This is a genomic window from Butyricimonas sp. DFI.6.44, assembly GCF_022132345.1.
In the GTDB taxonomy this organism is placed as follows: domain Bacteria; phylum Bacteroidota; class Bacteroidia; order Bacteroidales; family Marinifilaceae; genus Butyricimonas; species Butyricimonas muris.
The window spans coordinates 56688-73111 of sequence record NZ_JAKNJD010000001.1 but is presented as its reverse complement, the minus strand read 5'-3'; the positions used below and the strand labels follow the sequence as shown (position 1 = coordinate 73111).

Here is a 16424-nt window from a genome sequence, read left to right as displayed (position 1 = left end):
GCAGGAGCTTTTCGCCGCCAACATATAGGATAAGACCGCAAGGCGTTTCAAGCGAAAATCTGGTAAATTGGAACTACGGAGACGATTGCGTGATGCTTATGCTATGCTTACGCATAGCGTGCATTCACGTACTCTCCGTAAAGGCTTTACCAGAGCCATCGCTTGAAGGTAGTGTGAATTGCACGCTACTTTTTTACCCTTGCCTAACGAAAGGAAACGATTATGGGTAAAGTTCAGATTCTCGCCGTACTGACGATGGACGGATGTCTTTCTTCAGAGTTATATGATAAAGCACATCAGGATTTGTGCCTTGACCGTTGCGGTCTTGATGAAATCAGGAAGAAAGCCTTTTACCGTGTGACACCGGACTATTCCATTTCAATGCTGCACGAATGGAGAAAAGACTGCACAAACATCCGTTACCTCGCGGAAGCCACACCGGACACGGCAGACTATATAAACGGACTGCTGCGGATGCACGCTGTGGATGAAATCATACTATACACCGTTCCTTTCATATCCGGAAGCGGACGACATTTTTTTAAGTCGGCTCTGCCAGAGCAACACTGGACGCTTTCCTCTTTGAAAAGCTATCCCAACGGTGTATGTCGCATTATCTATATCCTTGATAAAAAAGCAAGATAGCCAAAATGTGCGGCAAGCATACATTTCTATTTTCAGGAATAGAATAAATGTTCCGATTACAAACAATTTAAGTCGGAGATAATTTGTCCTTGTGAAAAAATACTGAATTTTATACCTCTGAAATCCAGCACTTTGTAAAATTGAGTGTTGGATTTTTTATTTTCTGCCGCGTTTTTTGCCAATTATATTCATGTGCGCACGCAGAAAACAAAGTGTAATTTTCAAAATTGACAGAACCATGAATTATTTCTTGCTGGCGGAAACCGACTTTTTCCGCCTGATAAACGAAGCCGGCGACTGCAATATGGAAACGGCATACACGGCTTTCGCCACCCAAGTGATCGAACTGTGCAACGGCGGCATGGACATGAACCTTACCGTCATCGCGCTTGCCTACATCGAAATCGAGTTGCAGCACCATCCCGTACGTAATCTGTCAGAAGAAAAAAGAGAGATTGCCGCCTACGTCAGCAAGGCTCTGTCTTTCGTAAGAAAGATGCAGAAATTCCTTGCCACGCCCCAAGTGCCACCACTAATATCCGCCAACAACGCAACAGAAACCACCGCCAGCCTTCTTCAATGGACGGGCAATGCCATCGACCTCGTGGAACTTATCTACGGCATAGACGTGATGGGCTGCATCAACAACGGCAATATGCCGCTCAAACAGCTCGCCCCACTTCTCTATAAGATATTCGGGGTTGATTCTAAAGACTGCTACCGCTTCTACACTGATATCAAACGCCGGAAGAACGAAAGCCGCACCTATTTCATTGACAGGATGCAGGAAAAACTGAACGAGAGAATGTTGCGTGATGAGGAGTTGGAGCGGATGAGAAAATAAAAAAATATCCATTACATATGAGAAGACAGGAATACTCGTATCCTGTCTTTTTATTTTCATTTAATTATATATTAATTAGCACAATATATGTGAGTTTTTCATTCCTATAAGGACAAATTTCAGAAACGTATGTCTGGTAAATTATTGAGTCATCATAGTATGAACATATATCATTACTAAAAACAATGAAACAACTTCCATAAGATTGTGGTTGTAAAAATCGCCATTTAATAGCCCGTTTTTTTTGTAAAATTCGCCAATTAAAAAAATATGATTATCTTTGCATTATATTTTATAAGGTATGGAAACAGTAAATAGAATACTTCAAGAGAAGATTACAGCACGAATCGCGCCCAATAAAGCAGTACTGATTTTTGGTGCTCGCCGTGTTGGTAAAACGGTAATGATGCGTAAAATTGTGGACAACTATTCAGGTAGGACGATGATGCTCAACGGCGAAGACTACGACACATTAGCACTATTGGAGAATCGCTCAATAGCCAATTATCGGCATTTATTGGATGGTATTGATTTGCTGGCTATTGATGAGGCACAGAACATACCACAAATCGGTAGTATTCTGAAGTTGATAGTTGATGAAATACCGGGAATAAGTGTCTTGGCAAGTGGTTCTTCGTCATTCGATTTGCTGAATAAGACTGGTGAACCGTTGGTCGGCCGCAGTACGCAATTTCTCCTTACACCATTCTCGCAACGGGAAATCGCACAGACGGAAACGGCACTTGAAACCCGCCAGAACCTCGAAGCGCGCTTGATTTACGGTTCCTATCCCGAAGTAGTAATGATGGAGAACTATGAACGTAAAACAGACTACCTACGTGATATTGTCGGTGCATACCTGCTTAAAGATATCTTAGCAATTGACGGCTTAAAAAATTCGAGCAAGATGCGCGATCTACTGCGATTGATAGCTTTTCAGTTGGGCAGCGAAGTTTCTTACGAAGAGTTAGGTAAACAACTCGGCATGAGCAAGACGACCGTTGAAAAATACCTCGACCTATTGGAAAAGGTCTTCGTTATCTATCGTCTGGGGGCTTATTCGCGTAACCTACGCAAGGAGGTTACAAAAGCTGGCAAGTGGTACTTCTACGACAACGGCATTCGCAATGCCATTATCGGGGCTTTCTCACCGCTGGCCATTCGGCAGGATGTCGGTGCGCTGTGGGAGAACTACATCATCGGAGAGCGGCGCAAAGCGAACTTCAATGAGGGACTGCACAGGGAGTTCTATTTCTGGCGCACCTACGACAAACAGGAAATCGACCTGATTGAGGAGAGTGCCGACAGTCTTACCGCCTTGGAGTTCAAGTGGGGAAATAAAATGCCGGCCGCACCGAAAGCCTTCCAAGAAGCCTATCCCTATGCCGAGTTTCATGTGGTAAATCGGGAGAATTATTTGGAGTTCGTATAATCAATAAATTACGTATATGGAAACAAAACTACAATCCAAACAGCAATATCCGCGGTTTATCCAAAATAAACCGTGTGGTATTGACAAATTCGATGGAGGTTCGCAAGAAAGGTTGGCAAAAACTATTGCTCGCCATTTTTGTCAGAATGATTCATTGGATGAGGAATGTACTTTACCTCGAATTATCGGCATCGAAGGTATTTGGGGATCTGGAAAATCCAACGTGGTTAAAATGTTGGAACGTGAATTATCAGACGACTATTACTTTTTTGAGTATGACGCATGGGGACATCAAGAGGACTTGCAACGCCGCTCTATATTGGAATTGCTTACAAGCAAACTTATTGATGATGGTATCCTATCTGGAAATGCAACAATAAAAGTCAAAGGTGGAGGTACGAAAACCGTATCATGGTCTGAAAAGCTGAAATATTTATTAGCCCGTAAAACGGAGACCGTAACCGAAAAATATCCCCTTATCAGTAATGGTATGGTTGCGGCATTTTTGGTTGCAGTTTTAACTCCGATATTTACATTTATTGCGTATGCAGTAAAACCTACACCCACAACATGGTGGTTTTCTTTATTGTCTATTATCATAGCTGCACTGCCAGTTCTTATTGCATTGTGCGTTTGGAAATGGGCATATAGCAAAGATCATAAATATGGATGGAGTTATATGTTAGCTATTTATCAAGATAAAGTCGAAAAGGACGTTTGCTATGAGACTTTGAGCGAAGACGAACCAACGGTTTACGAGTTCAAAACATGGATGCAAGACATTTCTGATTTTATCAAGGAAAAAGGACAACGTAAATTAGTCCTTGTTTTTGACAACATGGATCGTCTCCCCGCTGAAAAAGTAAAAGAATTATGGTCTTCTATCCATACGTTCTTCGCCGATAGCGGTTTTGAAAATGTTTGGGCTGTTATTCCTTTCGATGAAACACATTTAGCTTGTGCATTCGGAGATGAGACCGACGAACAAACGAAACAACTGACCAAGTATTTTATCAATAAAACTTTCCCTATTGTTTATCGTGTTGCTCCTCCTGTTATTACCGACTATCGAAGTATATTCAACAAACTGTTTGTTGAAGCATTTGGAGAAACAGAAAATGAAGCGAAAGAAACTATAAATCGGATATTCAGATTGGTAAATCCTAATGCCAATGTTAGGGAAATTATATCATATATCAATGAGATGGTCGCTCTTAAACAAGAGTGGTGTAACGAAATTTTGATGATAAACATAGCATTGTTCTGTTTGAAGAAGACGGATATTCCGGCAAATCCAGTAGAACAAATATTGTCCGGCGACTATCTGAATGGCATTCAAACAATAATTAACAATGATCTGCAAACACAACGCGAAATTGCAGCTTTGGTATATGGTGTCGATGTTGAAGATGCTCGACAAATTCCATTGAAAAAATATATTGAAGGCTGCATCAACGGAGAAGAAGACCACGACATAAATCAATATGCAGAGACTAATAAACAATTTGACACTGTATTAGAAGAAGTTATACAATGTATGGACAATGCGCTTATCGATAAGATTATACATTGTTTGCATAAATTAACTCGAAAGAGCGATGTTATTCTGCGTGTATGGCAAAGAATAGCACAATTGAAATTAAAAGAATCCATAGAGAAGCAGGTGTTCCCTGTCGAATACCAAGAACTGCTGTTGCATTTAGACACGGAAAGCCAAAACCATGTGATTGCTCAATTATATAAGAAGATAGTTCGGTTCAATGACTTCAATGGCGGCGACTATTTCAAAACGTTAGATGCAATAGACAGGTTTATTGCGCAAAATAAGTTGGCGTGCGATTTTACGTCATTGATTGAAGCAAAAACAGTCAAGCCAAATACATTTATCGATTATATTCAAGCTGCAAATGCAACAGATGCTGCCTATCGGGATAACGCGACAACTAAAGCATATAAATATTATCAAGTAGCAACAAATTCGGAGGCGCTCGATAATTATTTGGCAAACTTACTACCCGATAATTTCGACCATGCAGATATTGTAAAAACGTTAAAAGATAATTCTACCTATACGTTTCCAACGCTTTTGCAAGCGATCACGAATTGCATTGATGAACAGAATGTAAATAAAGATAATATAGGGGCTATATTTACAACCTATCGTTTATTGGCATCTGACGAAGAAAGACCTTTACCTGTAACGTTAGATTCAACCTACATAAATCAGTTGCATTCTGAATTAGAAACTGATGGCCGAAACATTAAAGAGTCTGGATATTACGATTTAGTCGCCATGCAATTGGCACATGGTCATTCCGTTTCCTTAATAGAGGGTGGAGATATAAAATATGTTGCAGAACTCATGGACTATTATGTGGATCATGGAGACTTATTAGTAAATAGTGTGGGATGGAATATACCGCTATTAAATGAAACACTACAATACATGGTAAATCATAAACTTGGCTATAAATTATTGCTCTCAGACATATTGCCCCAATTTGAAGATATTAAGAACAGAATAGGTGTAACGGATGAGGTATTTATCGAGCATTTAGCAGAGTGGAATACCGATTTGGATAAGTATATCACTAAGAACAATATTAAAGATGTAATTCCTGACGCATCTTTTTACGATTTGACCACTAAAATAAGCAATGTCCTGACCGATCATATCAATAAAATAGCGTTCGAAGCGTTGTCTGAAATAAGTGTTGATACATTATACGCCCAAAGAACAGCACATACATCATATTATTGGTTTGTCGCAATAAAACATTTACTGGCTAAAATCAAATCCTTGCCAGATAACTTGACTGAATTTGGCAAAAAGATTCTGATGGATATTGCTTCTGGAACTCAAAGTTTGAATCCTTTCCCTAATTGTTTCAAGAATATAGTTGAAAGATTGGATAAACGAAAAATTAAATCGACAGTTACCGATATAAGAAATGATTTCTGCATCGGTAAAAAGACTATCAATGCAATAAAGTTTCAATTTTTCGAAACATGGCTTAGATCGCATGGTAATTTGAAAAGTCAAGCTGGAGACGTTATTGATAAAATAGTGAAACCTGTAATTTCCGATGGGGCATGCCGTTCATTGATTCTGCAAAACAAAGATTTTTATATGGATTTAATAAATACAGCAGGGGATGATGCTTATGAATTGAAAAAGAGTCTCCGAAACCTCATACAAAAAGATTCAGATCCGCAATTGGTTAAATTTGTCAATTCGATAGATTCAGTACCTGAGGTTGAAACCGCGTAAGTATTTGTCTAACAAGTCCGAATTTTACGATTTTACCCGTCAGAACTGAAGTGCCCCCCAAAAAAATTGTATCCAACTTTTGGGGGTCACTTCAAACTTCGATAGGGATAATTTTCAATTTTGGGGACTTGTTAGACAGTCTCATTATCTGGTAGCAGTTTACACAGCACCGGATCGTTTTTGATACGCTCCAGTTCCTCCTGCACAATCTGCTTCACCTCTTCCTTGATGCGCCGGTAGTTCGCCTGCACCGTTTCCTTCATGCGGTCGTTGCCGTCCTCGTCCGTGAAGTTTGTAATGACGGGAATTTTCTTGTAGGCACTTTCTTCCCGTTTCACCTTTTCGGCATCCACCACAATCTCGCAATGAAAAATCTTCTGCTCGATACGCTCGTTGAAGTTGTCGGATACAGAACCGACAAACATTCCCTGCGTAAGCCCGGAAATCTTACTCGGTGGAATGAGCGCGTCCATCTGCGTGTTGATGGAGGTGGAAACATCCTGCCGGTTGATGGAGATGGACTGCCGTTTCTGCAACACCTTACCGAACCGCTCGGAGAGCGTCTTGGCTGTTTCCCCCACCACCTGACCGGAGAAAATATTGCCGACAGTGTTCATCACCACTTTCGCCTCTTTGTCCCCGTAGTCACGCACTAACTGGCTGAAATCCTGAAAGCCCAGACACACGGCAACCTTGTTGCTTCGGGCGGTAGCTATAAGATTGTCCAACCCTTTGAAGTATATTGTGGGCAACTCGTCGATGATGACCGATGACTTCAGCATCCCCTTCTTGTTGATGAGCTTCACGATACGGGAATTATACAGACCGAGTGCCGCACCGTAGATATTCTGACGGTCGGGATTGTTACCCACGCAGAGGATTTTCGGCTCTTCGGGATTGTTGATGTCCAGCGTAAACTCGCTGTCTGACATCACCCAGTAGAGCTGCGGTGAAATCATCCTCGAAAGCGGGATTTTTGCCGACGCTATCTGACCCATGAGCTGCTCCGCAGCCCCTCCAAGCCACGCATCCATGAACGGCGAAAGGTAGTTCTCCAGCTCCGGATAAGAGGTCAGTATCGGAAATATATCCTCGTAACGGCGGTTCAGAAACTCGATAGCATGGGGAAACGTGCAAAACTTCCCGTTCTGATAGATTTTGAGATACCAGATAATACTGGCAAACAGAATGATAGGTGACTCCACGAAGAAGTCGCCCTGCTTTTGCACCCACGTTTTATTGAGGTTGAGCATTATTGTGTAGGCACTCTCATAGGCATCCGTAATATCTTCCATAAAATCCGGGTGAATGGGATTGCACCGATGAGAGCGTCGCGGGTCGTCGAAGTTGATCACATAGAACTTCGGCTTTACCTTGTAGCCGTCCGGGTGGTTCAGCAAATGGTTGTAGGCAATAGTAGATAGGTCGGGATACTTGAAATCGTAGATGTATTGACTAAAGCCCTTTTCAATCTGTTGCTTGATAAAATTGTTTACCACGGCATAGGACTTGCCGCTGCCCGGCGTACCCAACACGATGGACGCACGGAAGGGATTAACTACATTGATCCAACCGTTGTTCCAGCGTTTCCTGTAATAGAAACGTGTCGGCAGATTGACCGAATACTCGCTTTCGATAAGCCTCGTTTCCTGCATGAAACTCTCGTTCTCGTTGTTGAAAACATCCTCCATCAAATTGTGTTTCAACAGGCGGCTCATCCACAGACCACCCATCAACAGGCAGACATAGCCCGTTCCAATGGTAAGGACATACAGTCCCGTCACCGCTTCAAGCGGCAGCGGCAGGGGCAGCAACCACCAGTTCAGGAAAAACAGCACGAACCCGACGGCAAATGCTGTCCAGATTCTCCCCCAAGTGATTTTCTCACCCTTGACACCCTTCGTACCCAGACAGGACAAGGCAAGCAAAAGGACGGAAAACAGCTTCGTGTAGAGAATGGAATGGAACAGCCCCGCCGTGCGGTCGAAGTTCAGAAGGATTTTGTCCACCACGCCGATGTTCACGCCCCACAGCCGGATGGCTTCGTAGCAGAACCAGTACACGTTCATGACCACTAAAATGATACTCACGGCACGCAGAAAATCCATGATTTTCGCCAATGCCCTCAAATCGTCTTCTTGTTGTGACATACATTGATTTTTTAATTGTTGATACTCTGATTACATACCCAAGCCCTTGCGTTTTTTCTTCTTTTTGCGCTTCATCGCCCGGATGAAAGCCTCTTCCTCGGCATCTACCGCCGGACCTTCGGGAGTGAGCAAGCCCATACCGCCCGATATATCTTCACTGTCGTAGGCGGTCTGCCCGTGTGCCTTGTCCGCAGCATCCACAGGGATGGATAGCGGTATCGGCGGTTGTCCGGCGTATGGCAGGGTGAAGTGTTCCTGCAAGGCATTCGCCGAAAGCTCCTTACCCATGCGCGAACCGTTCAGCACGCATCCCGTGCGGTGGTCGATGAAGGTAGCCCCATAGATGCGCCCTTCCTCTGTGTAGCGCAGTACGGTGTCGATGCCCTTCTCTTTGAGTTGGGATACAAATTTGTCCTTGTCATAAGTGCCTTGCAGCACGGAAAGGACGGTGCGTTTCGTCATGTCTGCCAGTTTCCTATCCTTGATTTCCGATTTGGAACGGACAAACTTCTTCTGTACGGCTTCATAGCCTGCGGACTTCCCGAAAAGCGAGGATTTGAACGGGTTGCCCACCTTGTTACCCTTGTCGTCCGTGACGGAATAGACCAGCCCGTGATACTCCCGTCCGCGCACGTTGCCCCTCGCTTCCTCCACCGTCATATTATATAAGGAAAGGAGCGCACGGTATTCGCCCATCGTCTGGAAACGGTACTGCCCATTCAGAGCCTTCACGGTGTTGCCTACCTGCTTCTTCACATCACCTGCCGATGCGGCCACCTTGCGCAACGGATTATCCAATCTCTGATTTTTACGTTCTGCCGGATGCAATCCGTACTTCTGTTCCAGTTCCCTGCGGATACGGTCGCTGCGGCGGTAGAGAAAATCCCGGTTGAGCCTTTTCCCGTTCTCGTCCACGTTGACCGTCACGATGTGCAGGTGGTGGCGGTCGATGTCCTCGTGCTTGAATACAAGATAAGGCTGGTTTCCGAAACCGAGTTTTTCCAGATACTCGCGGGCGATATTCTGCAACTCAATATCGGTCAGCACATCCTCCGGGTGCGGGTTGAGAGAGATATGCACCACCGGCTTCTCGATCTTCATCTGCGGTGGCAGGAAGGTGAGAAAACCCTCCATCGCCTTGCCTATGTCCACCGTTCCCGAACCGTCATTGTAGATGCGGTTGGTGGTGAGAAGCCGCCCCTGCGCCTCGTTAATCTTCTCCCCGTTGTAGGCAATCGCGCCGTACAACGAACTTCCTACACTGATTTTTGCGACCATTTTGCCTCCATTTCCCTTGAAAGTTCCACAATCCGGCGGCTCAGTTTCACGAGTTCGACGGTGTGTTGCTCTAATTTGTAGAGCAACGCCATCGCCTTTTTCTCTGAAAAATGCAGCCTCAGTTCCTTCACGACTTGGTTGTAATTCGTACCCACGGCACGGAATTGTGCATGAAAATCCGACAGTTTGGTGTAATAGTCCACCAACGTCTTGTCCACCTTCAGCACCTTGAACGGTTGCCCGAAGAAGTGCGCTTTGAGGAAAACAGACCGTGCATAGACACCCGATTTTCCGAACATGGCGAGGAAACGGTTGTGTTCCTCCTCGTTGAAACGGACGGTGTACCGGTACACCGCCGGATCAAGTTTGGGATTTCTCCCTGATTTGCTTTTCCTTTTCTCTTTCATATTACTTTGGATTTAGCGGATTGACGGCATAAGCCGCCGCTTCGGATTACAGCACCGCAGTTCTGAAAGGCTTCCCGACTTCGGAGGGAAAGCCCGCCCCCTGCAAGGGCAAGTGCTTTTCGTGGCTGCTCAAAATATTTTGAGCGGCTGAAAAGACATCTTGCTATGTTCAGGTGAACATAAAAATCCGTCAGGGGACGGATTGGGAAAATACCTTTCAGGACTCCGGGCCGCGCGTCATCGGCGAACCCTGCTGTCCGGGTGCAAAGTTACGCCCTTAAAGCGGTATCGGACAGATGCTTGACCCGGTCAATGACTGCCAACCGGCGCAACGTGCCGCCACTTGCCGGAGAAGTGATACAGGTTCCAAAATATACTTGTTTATTTGCAGCATGATTCAAGAAACGAACGATTTGAAGATATGATAAACGGAACATTCAAATACCCGGAAATCCGCTTCTTCGGATACTTGCCGAAACGGATACCCGAACCGTCGGAAACCCGGTTCTCCGACAATTCGGTGACGTATGGATTCAATGACTTCATGACGCAATGTCGTCAATCACCATTTGTCCGACGCACCGCTTCACCACAGAACCGGATACGCGACGACCCGCCTGCGTGTGTAGTCACGGAAGCGGATGGTGCGACAGCCAAATCCGTATGGAAACAGAAAAACAAATCATCAACAATTAAAATAAATGGAACTATGAGTAAGGAAATCTTCGTTGCATTCGCAACACAGAAAGGTGGCATCGGCAAATCCACTGTCACGGCACTTGCCGCCAGCTACCTGCACAACGTGAAAGGCTACAATGTCGCCGTCGTGGACTGCGACGACCCGCAGCACAGCATCCACGGGCTGCGCGAACACGAAATGGGGCTTATCGACAGCAGCACCTACTTCAAGGCTCTCGCTTGCGACCATTTCCGCCGGATCAAAAAGAACGCCTACACCATCGTCAAAAGCAATGCGGTGAACGCCCTCGACGATGCCGAGAGGATGATTGCCACTGAGGACGTGAAACCCGACGTGGTGTTCTTCGACATGCCCGGCACACTCCGAAGCAACGGCGTGATAAAGACGCTCTCGCAGATGGACTACATTTTCACTCCGCTGAGTGCCGACCGCTTTGTCGTGGAGAGTACCCTGAAATTCGTCACGATGTTCCGCGACAGGCTGATGACTACCGGACAGGCGAAAACAAAGGGGCTGCATCTGTTCTGGACGATGGTGGACGGCAGGGAGAGGAACGACTTGTACGGCATCTACGAGGAAGTGATAGCCGAAATGGGCTTTCCGGTACTTTCCACCCGCTTGCCCGACAGCAAGAAGTTCCGCCGTGACCTTTCGGAAGAGCGCAAGAGCGTTTTCCGCTCCACCATCTTCCCGATGGACACGGCACTGCTGAAAGGGAGTGGCATCCGGGAGTTTTCCGAAGAGATAAGCGACATCATCAGACCGCAGTGAGCATGGGCAGCAGGAAAGTGAACACGGAAGGCATCGACGAGGAACTGCTGTTAGCCTCCATCGGGCGGCGCACACAGGACGGGACACTGCGCCCCGCACAGGAAGTACCCGCAGCTGCACCGACCGAAGAGGACACCGCCGCACCGGAACCATCTCCTGTGCAACCCGTAACACGGGAAAAAGCGCAGAGGGAAAGTGGACGCCGGAAAAGGCAGGACGAGGACTACAACGAGCTATTCCTGCGCCGCAACGAGATAAAGACCCGCCAATGTGTCTATATCAGCCGTGACGTCCACGGCAAGATCCTCAGAATCGTGAACGACATCGCCGGAGGGGAAATCTCAGTAGGCGGATATGTGGATACCGTGCTGCGCCAGCATCTGGAACAGCACAAGGAGAGAATCAACGAACTGTACAAGAAACAACGTGAAGATCTGATTTGAAAATGGAAAAAGAAATGACACCGAATGAAAAAAGACCACAGCAAGACTGCGGAGGTATGTTTACCCAAGTGCAGGCGAGTGTGGAAATACTGTCGCCTGTCCCGGTAAGCGGCAAATGCAGTGAGAAGGACTATGAACGCCTGTTCATCCGCGACCCGGAAGTAAAGGCACGTGAGGGGAAGATGGCGTATGTGCGCCCGGAGTACCACGAGCGTATCATGCGTATCACCCGTGTAATCGGGCATGACCGGCTTACGCTGTCCGCTTACATCGACCATGTGCTGACGCACCACTTCAACCAGTGCGAAGATGCGATAAAGAGCCTTTATGCCCGAAATTACAATTCAGTATTCTAACCAAAAACGGAAGGATATGAATTACACAATCAGCATGACAGACATTCTGCTGGCGGTATCGGTCGGCTGCAACCTCTGGTTCCTGTTCCTGCTCCTTTACGAGCGCATCATGGACACGCGGATTGTCCGCTTCTTCAAGGGCATTGTCGGATTATGGCGGTCACTGGACGGGAATGAGGCTAAACGCATAGCGGCACACGAGGAAGTCCCTGCGGAAAAGGCGGACATCATCGGCAAGAGCCGTTTCAGGATGGCATCCACCCGGACAACCGCTGCCATACCGACGCAAGAAGCCGCCACTATTGAAAAAGGCATTGAGCTGTCGGAGGAAGAGGCTACTTTTGACGACGGAAAAACGGGAAACGCATCCCGCCCGGCACAAGTCCCGGAGGAAAAACTCGATGAGACCTTCACGAGCATACCGCCGGAGGAACTGGGATACGGGGACGACGAACCGGAAGAGGACGCCTCGGACACGCCACGGGCTTCGGGCAGCAGCTTTGACGAGATTGACGACGCCTGCAAGACCGCCAAAAACCCGGACGCGACACAGGCGGAACGTGAAAAGGCGGCTAAGGTGTTCACCGACATGGAGGGCACGGAGTTGTACGAGAAAATGATGGAAGGCTCTTCGGAGATAGGCATCCGCATCAAGGGGCTTATCGAGATTCGGCTGAAGAAATCTGAAAAGGAGTTCGTCGTGCCGGACAACATCGAGGAGTTCGACATTCGCAACTATGTATGACAACAATAAAAGAAATGAACATGAAAGAATGACATCAACCCACGCGGCGAGGAAACGCAAGGCGCATCCCCATCCGCAACGGACACGCCCACGTCCGTGGAAACAAACGGGCATCCACTAAAACCAAAGTAAAGAAACAAAGTATCAACCGCCCGACAAAGGACCATCCACCCTTTTGACGGCAAAAAACAAGAACAGTTTATGAACAAGAACATCTTGAAAAACAGAAAAGCAATCCTCTCCGCGGCACTTGTCATCGCCGCAACCGCCTCCGCTTTCGCGCAGGGAAACGGCATCGCGGGCATCAACGAAGCCACCTCTATGGTGAGTTCTTATTTCGACCCCGGAACTAAACTGATATACGCCATCGGTGCAGTCGTCGGGCTTATCGGGGGCGTAAAAGTGTACGGCAAGTTTTCATCGGGCGACCCCGACACCAGCAAGACAGCCGCCTCGTGGTTCGGCGCGTGCATCTTCCTGATTGTTGCCGCCACCATCCTGCGCTCATTCTTCCTTTAATAAATAATGTATGGCTGAATACCCAATCAACAAGGGTATCGGCCGTCCGGTAGAGTTCAAGGGCTTGAAGGCACAGTACCTCTTCATCTTCTGCGGAGGTCTGCTGGCTCTCTTCGTCCTGTTCGTCATCCTCTACATGGTCGGTATCGACCAGTGGATATGTATCGGCTTCGGCGCGGCATCGTCCTCCCTCCTTGTATGGCAGACCTTCGCGCTGAACGCCCGGTACGGTGAACACGGGCTGATGAAATTAGGAGCGGCACGGAGCCATCCCCGATACCTTATCAACCGGCGGCGGATAACCCGTCTGTTCAAACGACAACGAAAGGAAGAAAGACAATGAGGAATACATCGAAAATGACAACACTGGAAAACAGGTTCCCACTTTTAGCGGTGGAGCATGGCTGCATCATCTCAAAGGACGCCGACATCACGGTGGCTTTCGAGGTGGAACTACCGGAACTTTACACCGTGACGGGTGCGGAGTACGAGGCGATACACAGTTGCTGGTGCAAGGCTATCAAGGTGCTGCCGGACTACTCCGTCGTCCACAAACAGGACTGGTTCATCAAGGAACGCTACAAACCGGAGCTTCAGAAGGACGACATGAGCTTTTTAAGCCGCTCTTTCGAGCGTCACTTCAACGAGCGTCCGTACCTGAAACACACCTGCTACCTCTACCTGACCAAGACAACAAAGGAGCGTAACCGGATGCAGAGCAATTTCAGCACGCTGTGCCGGGGACATATCATCCCGAAGGAGCTGGACAGGGAAACCACGACCAAGTTCTTGGAAGCCTGCGAACAGTTCGAGCGCATCATGAACGACAGCGGGCTTGTCAGGCTGCGCCGCCTCTCCACCGATGAGATTGTGGGTACTGAGGGAAAGACGGGACTTATTGAACGCTACTTCTCGCTCATGCCGGAAGGTGACACCACCTTGCAGGACATCGAGCTTTCGGCAAGGGAGATGCGCATCGGCGACAACCGCCTGTGTCTGCACACCCTCTCCGACGCGGAAGACCTGCCGGGCAAGGTGGCTACCGACACCCGTTACGAGAAGCTCTCCACCGACCGGAGTGACTGCCGACTGTCATTCGCCTCCCCGGTGGGGCTTCTGCTCTCCTGCAACCATATCTACAACCAGTATGTGCTGATAGACAACAGTGAGGAAACCTTGCAGAAGTTCGAGAAGTCCGCCCGTAACATGCAGTCGCTATCTCGCTATTCAAGGAGCAACAGCATCAACCGCGAGTGGATAGACCAATACCTGAACGAAGCCCATTCCTACGGACTGACCTCGGTACGGGCACACTTCAACGTCATGGCGTGGAGCGACGATGCGGAGGAACTGAAGCATATCAAGAACGACGTGGGCAGCCAGTTGGCAAGCATGGAATGCGTGCCGCGCCACAACACCATCGACTGCCCGACACTCTACTGGGCGGCGATACCCGGCAATGCGGCGGACTTCCCGGCGGAAGAGAGTTTCCACACCTTCATCGAACAGGCGGTGTGCCTGTTCACAGAGGAAACCAACTACCGCAGCTCGCTCTCGCCCTTCGGCATCAAGATGGTGGACAGGCTCACGGGAAAACCGCTGCACCTTGACATCTCCGACCTGCCCCTGAAGCGAGGTATCACGACCAACCGCAACAAGTTCGTGCTGGGTCCTTCGGGCAGCGGCAAGTCTTTCTTCATGAACCACCTCGTGCGCCAATATTATGAGCAAGGCGCACATGTGGTATTGGTGGACACGGGAAACTCCTATCAGGGCTTGTGCGGCATGATCCGACGCAAGACAGGCGGAGCGGACGGTGTGTATTTCACCTACACGGAAGATAAGCCCATCAGCTTCAACCCGTTCTACACCGACGATTACATCTTCGACGTGGAGAAGAAGGACAGCATCAAGACCCTGTTGCTGACGCTCTGGAAGTCGGAGGACGACAAGGTGACAAAGACGGAGAGCGGCGAGCTGGGCAGTGCCGTGAGTGCCTATATTGAGCGCATCCAATCCGACCGTAGCATCGTGCCGTCGTTCAACACCTTCTACGAGTATATGCGTGACGACTACCGCAAGGAACTGGCACAGCGTGACATCAAGGTGGAGAAGTCCGACTTCAACATCGACAACATGCTCACCACCATGCGGCAGTATTACCGGGGCGGGCGTTACGATTTCCTGCTCAACTCCACGGAGAACATCGACCTGCTCGGCAAGCGGTTCATCGTCTTCGAGATAGATTCGATTAAAGAAAACCGCGAACTGTTCCCCGTCGTGACCATCATCATCATGGAAGCCTTCATCAACAAGATGCGGCGGCTGAAAGGCGTGCGGAAACAGCTTATCGTGGAAGAGGCTTGGAAGGCCCTCTCATCGGCGAACATGGCTGAATATCTGCGCTATATGTATAAGACGGTCAGAAAATATTACGGCGAGGCAATCGTGGTGACGCAGGAGGTGGACGACATTATCAGTTCTCCGGTGGTCAAAGAGAGCATTATCAACAACTCGGATTGTAAAATCCTGCTTGACCAAAGGAAATATATGAACAAGTTCGACCAGATACAGGCGTTGCTCGGACTGACGGAAAAGGAGAAGTCGCAGATACTCTCCATCAACATGGCGAACAACCCTTCACGGCTCTACAAGGAGGTGTGGATAGGCTTGGGCGGCACGCAGTCGGCGGTCTATGCCACGGAGGTCAGCGCGGAAGAGTATCTGGCGTACACCACCGAGGAAACGGAAAAAGTGGAGGTTTACCGTCTGGCGGAGAAGCTGGGCGACGACATCGAAGCCGCCATCCGGCAGCTTGCCGAAAGGCGGAGAAACAAGGAATAACTAAAAAACAGAATGTATC

At 47.9% G+C, this 16424-nt stretch carries 15 protein-coding genes; 11 read left to right on the top strand and 4 right to left on the bottom strand.

Annotated features, from left to right (window positions below; all coding sequences use genetic code 11):
* Positions 1-222: 222 nt before the first annotated feature.
* The 4 genes from L0M98_RS00370 (at position 223) to L0M98_RS00355 (ending at position 6192) form a co-directional block, all read left to right on the top strand.
* Positions 223-645: a dihydrofolate reductase family protein gene (locus L0M98_RS00370; RefSeq protein ID WP_004291474.1), complete on the top strand. Its 423-nt coding sequence runs from the start codon at positions 223-225 to the stop codon at positions 643-645.
* Between the two features lie 238 nt (positions 646-883).
* On the top strand, positions 884-1489 hold the full coding sequence (locus L0M98_RS00365) for an RteC domain-containing protein (protein ID WP_004304269.1): 606 nt from the start codon (positions 884-886) through the stop codon (positions 1487-1489).
* A 301-nt stretch (positions 1490-1790) separates the two neighbouring features.
* Complete coding sequence (locus L0M98_RS00360; RefSeq protein WP_004291480.1) at positions 1791-2921, top strand: ATP-binding protein; 1131 nt, start codon at positions 1791-1793, stop codon at positions 2919-2921.
* 16 nt (positions 2922-2937) lie between these two features.
* Positions 2938-6192 carry a P-loop NTPase fold protein gene (locus L0M98_RS00355; RefSeq protein ID WP_227214572.1) on the top strand — a complete coding sequence of 1085 codons (3255 nt, stop codon included), beginning with the start codon at positions 2938-2940 and terminating at the stop codon, positions 6190-6192.
* Between the two features lie 131 nt (positions 6193-6323).
* On the opposite strand, the gene mobC is transcribed toward L0M98_RS00355, so the two are convergent.
* The 4 genes from mobC to L0M98_RS00335 all read right to left on the bottom strand — a co-directional run bounded on the left by mobC (position 6324) and on the right by L0M98_RS00335 (position 10573).
* Positions 6324-8342 carry a conjugal transfer protein MobC gene (gene mobC, locus L0M98_RS00350; RefSeq protein ID WP_004291482.1) on the bottom strand — a complete coding sequence of 673 codons (2019 nt, stop codon included), beginning with the start codon at positions 8340-8342 and terminating at the stop codon, positions 6324-6326.
* A gap of 30 nt (positions 8343-8372) precedes the next feature.
* Positions 8373-9620, bottom strand: coding sequence for a conjugal transfer protein MobB (mobB, locus tag L0M98_RS00345; RefSeq protein ID WP_004291483.1), 1248 nt, complete (start codon positions 9618-9620; stop codon positions 8373-8375).
* Positions 9599-10027, bottom strand: a complete 429-nt coding sequence (gene mobA, locus L0M98_RS00340; protein ID WP_004291488.1) for a conjugal transfer protein MobA — start codon at positions 10025-10027, stop codon at positions 9599-9601. Before mobA ends, mobB begins: the two co-directional genes overlap by 22 nt.
* Positions 10028-10408: 381 nt before the next feature.
* Positions 10409-10573: a hypothetical protein gene (locus L0M98_RS00335; RefSeq protein ID WP_196029218.1), complete on the bottom strand. Its 165-nt coding sequence runs from the start codon at positions 10571-10573 to the stop codon at positions 10409-10411.
* Between L0M98_RS00335 and L0M98_RS00330 the strand changes: the two genes are divergently transcribed.
* From L0M98_RS00330 to L0M98_RS00300, 7 genes are all read left to right on the top strand, one after another.
* A complete protein-coding gene (locus L0M98_RS00330) occupies positions 10572-11498 on the top strand; it encodes a ParA family protein (protein ID WP_005783105.1) in 927 nt (308 codons plus the stop codon). The genes L0M98_RS00335 and L0M98_RS00330 overlap by 2 nt on opposite strands.
* A gap of 2 nt (positions 11499-11500) precedes the next feature.
* Positions 11501-11941, top strand: a complete 441-nt coding sequence (locus L0M98_RS00325) for a DUF3408 domain-containing protein (protein ID WP_004291503.1) — start codon at positions 11501-11503, stop codon at positions 11939-11941.
* Positions 11942-11943: 2 nt separating this feature from the next.
* Positions 11944-12297 (top strand): DUF3408 domain-containing protein, encoded by a 354-nt coding sequence (locus L0M98_RS00320; RefSeq protein ID WP_004291505.1) that lies wholly within the window; start codon positions 11944-11946, stop codon positions 12295-12297.
* A 16-nt stretch (positions 12298-12313) separates the two neighbouring features.
* Complete coding sequence (locus L0M98_RS00315) at positions 12314-13042, top strand: hypothetical protein (protein WP_004304280.1); 729 nt, start codon at positions 12314-12316, stop codon at positions 13040-13042.
* Between the two features lie 201 nt (positions 13043-13243).
* Positions 13244-13561: a DUF4134 domain-containing protein gene (locus L0M98_RS00310; RefSeq protein WP_002560983.1), complete on the top strand. Its 318-nt coding sequence runs from the start codon at positions 13244-13246 to the stop codon at positions 13559-13561.
* A 10-nt stretch (positions 13562-13571) separates the two neighbouring features.
* Positions 13572-13904, top strand: coding sequence for a DUF4133 domain-containing protein (locus L0M98_RS00305; RefSeq protein WP_004291514.1), 333 nt, complete (start codon positions 13572-13574; stop codon positions 13902-13904).
* Complete coding sequence (locus tag L0M98_RS00300) at positions 13901-16405, top strand: TraG family conjugative transposon ATPase (protein WP_227214571.1); 2505 nt, start codon at positions 13901-13903, stop codon at positions 16403-16405. Before L0M98_RS00305 ends, L0M98_RS00300 begins: the two co-directional genes overlap by 4 nt.
* The last annotated feature ends 19 nt before the right edge of the window (positions 16406-16424 follow it).

Bases quoted from the DNA above. Each gene is read 5' to 3' on its own strand.
- L0M98_RS00370 (WP_004291474.1), top strand. From the start codon at position 223: ATGGGTAAAGTTCAGATTCTCGCCGTACTGACGATGGACGGATGTCTT.
- L0M98_RS00365 (WP_004304269.1), top strand. From the start codon at position 884: ATGAATTATTTCTTGCTGGCGGAAACCGACTTTTTCCGCCTGATAAAC.
- L0M98_RS00360 (WP_004291480.1), top strand. From the start codon at position 1,791: ATGGAAACAGTAAATAGAATACTTCAAGAGAAGATTACAGCACGAATC.
- L0M98_RS00355 (WP_227214572.1), top strand. From the start codon at position 2,938: ATGGAAACAAAACTACAATCCAAACAGCAATATCCGCGGTTTATCCAA.
- mobC (WP_004291482.1), bottom strand. From the start codon at position 8,342: ATGTCACAACAAGAAGACGATTTGAGGGCATTGGCGAAAATCATGGAT.
- mobB (WP_004291483.1), bottom strand. From the start codon at position 9,620: ATGGTCGCAAAAATCAGTGTAGGAAGTTCGTTGTACGGCGCGATTGCC.
- mobA (WP_004291488.1), bottom strand. From the start codon at position 10,027: ATGAAAGAGAAAAGGAAAAGCAAATCAGGGAGAAATCCCAAACTTGAT.
- L0M98_RS00330 (WP_005783105.1), top strand. From the start codon at position 10,572: ATGACGCAATGTCGTCAATCACCATTTGTCCGACGCACCGCTTCACCA.
- L0M98_RS00335 (WP_196029218.1), bottom strand. From the start codon at position 10,573: ATGAAGTCATTGAATCCATACGTCACCGAATTGTCGGAGAACCGGGTT.
- L0M98_RS00325 (WP_004291503.1), top strand. From the start codon at position 11,501: ATGGGCAGCAGGAAAGTGAACACGGAAGGCATCGACGAGGAACTGCTG.
- L0M98_RS00320 (WP_004291505.1), top strand. From the start codon at position 11,944: ATGGAAAAAGAAATGACACCGAATGAAAAAAGACCACAGCAAGACTGC.
- L0M98_RS00315 (WP_004304280.1), top strand. From the start codon at position 12,314: ATGAATTACACAATCAGCATGACAGACATTCTGCTGGCGGTATCGGTC.
- L0M98_RS00310 (WP_002560983.1), top strand. From the start codon at position 13,244: ATGAACAAGAACATCTTGAAAAACAGAAAAGCAATCCTCTCCGCGGCA.
- L0M98_RS00305 (WP_004291514.1), top strand. From the start codon at position 13,572: ATGGCTGAATACCCAATCAACAAGGGTATCGGCCGTCCGGTAGAGTTC.
- L0M98_RS00300 (WP_227214571.1), top strand. From the start codon at position 13,901: ATGAGGAATACATCGAAAATGACAACACTGGAAAACAGGTTCCCACTT.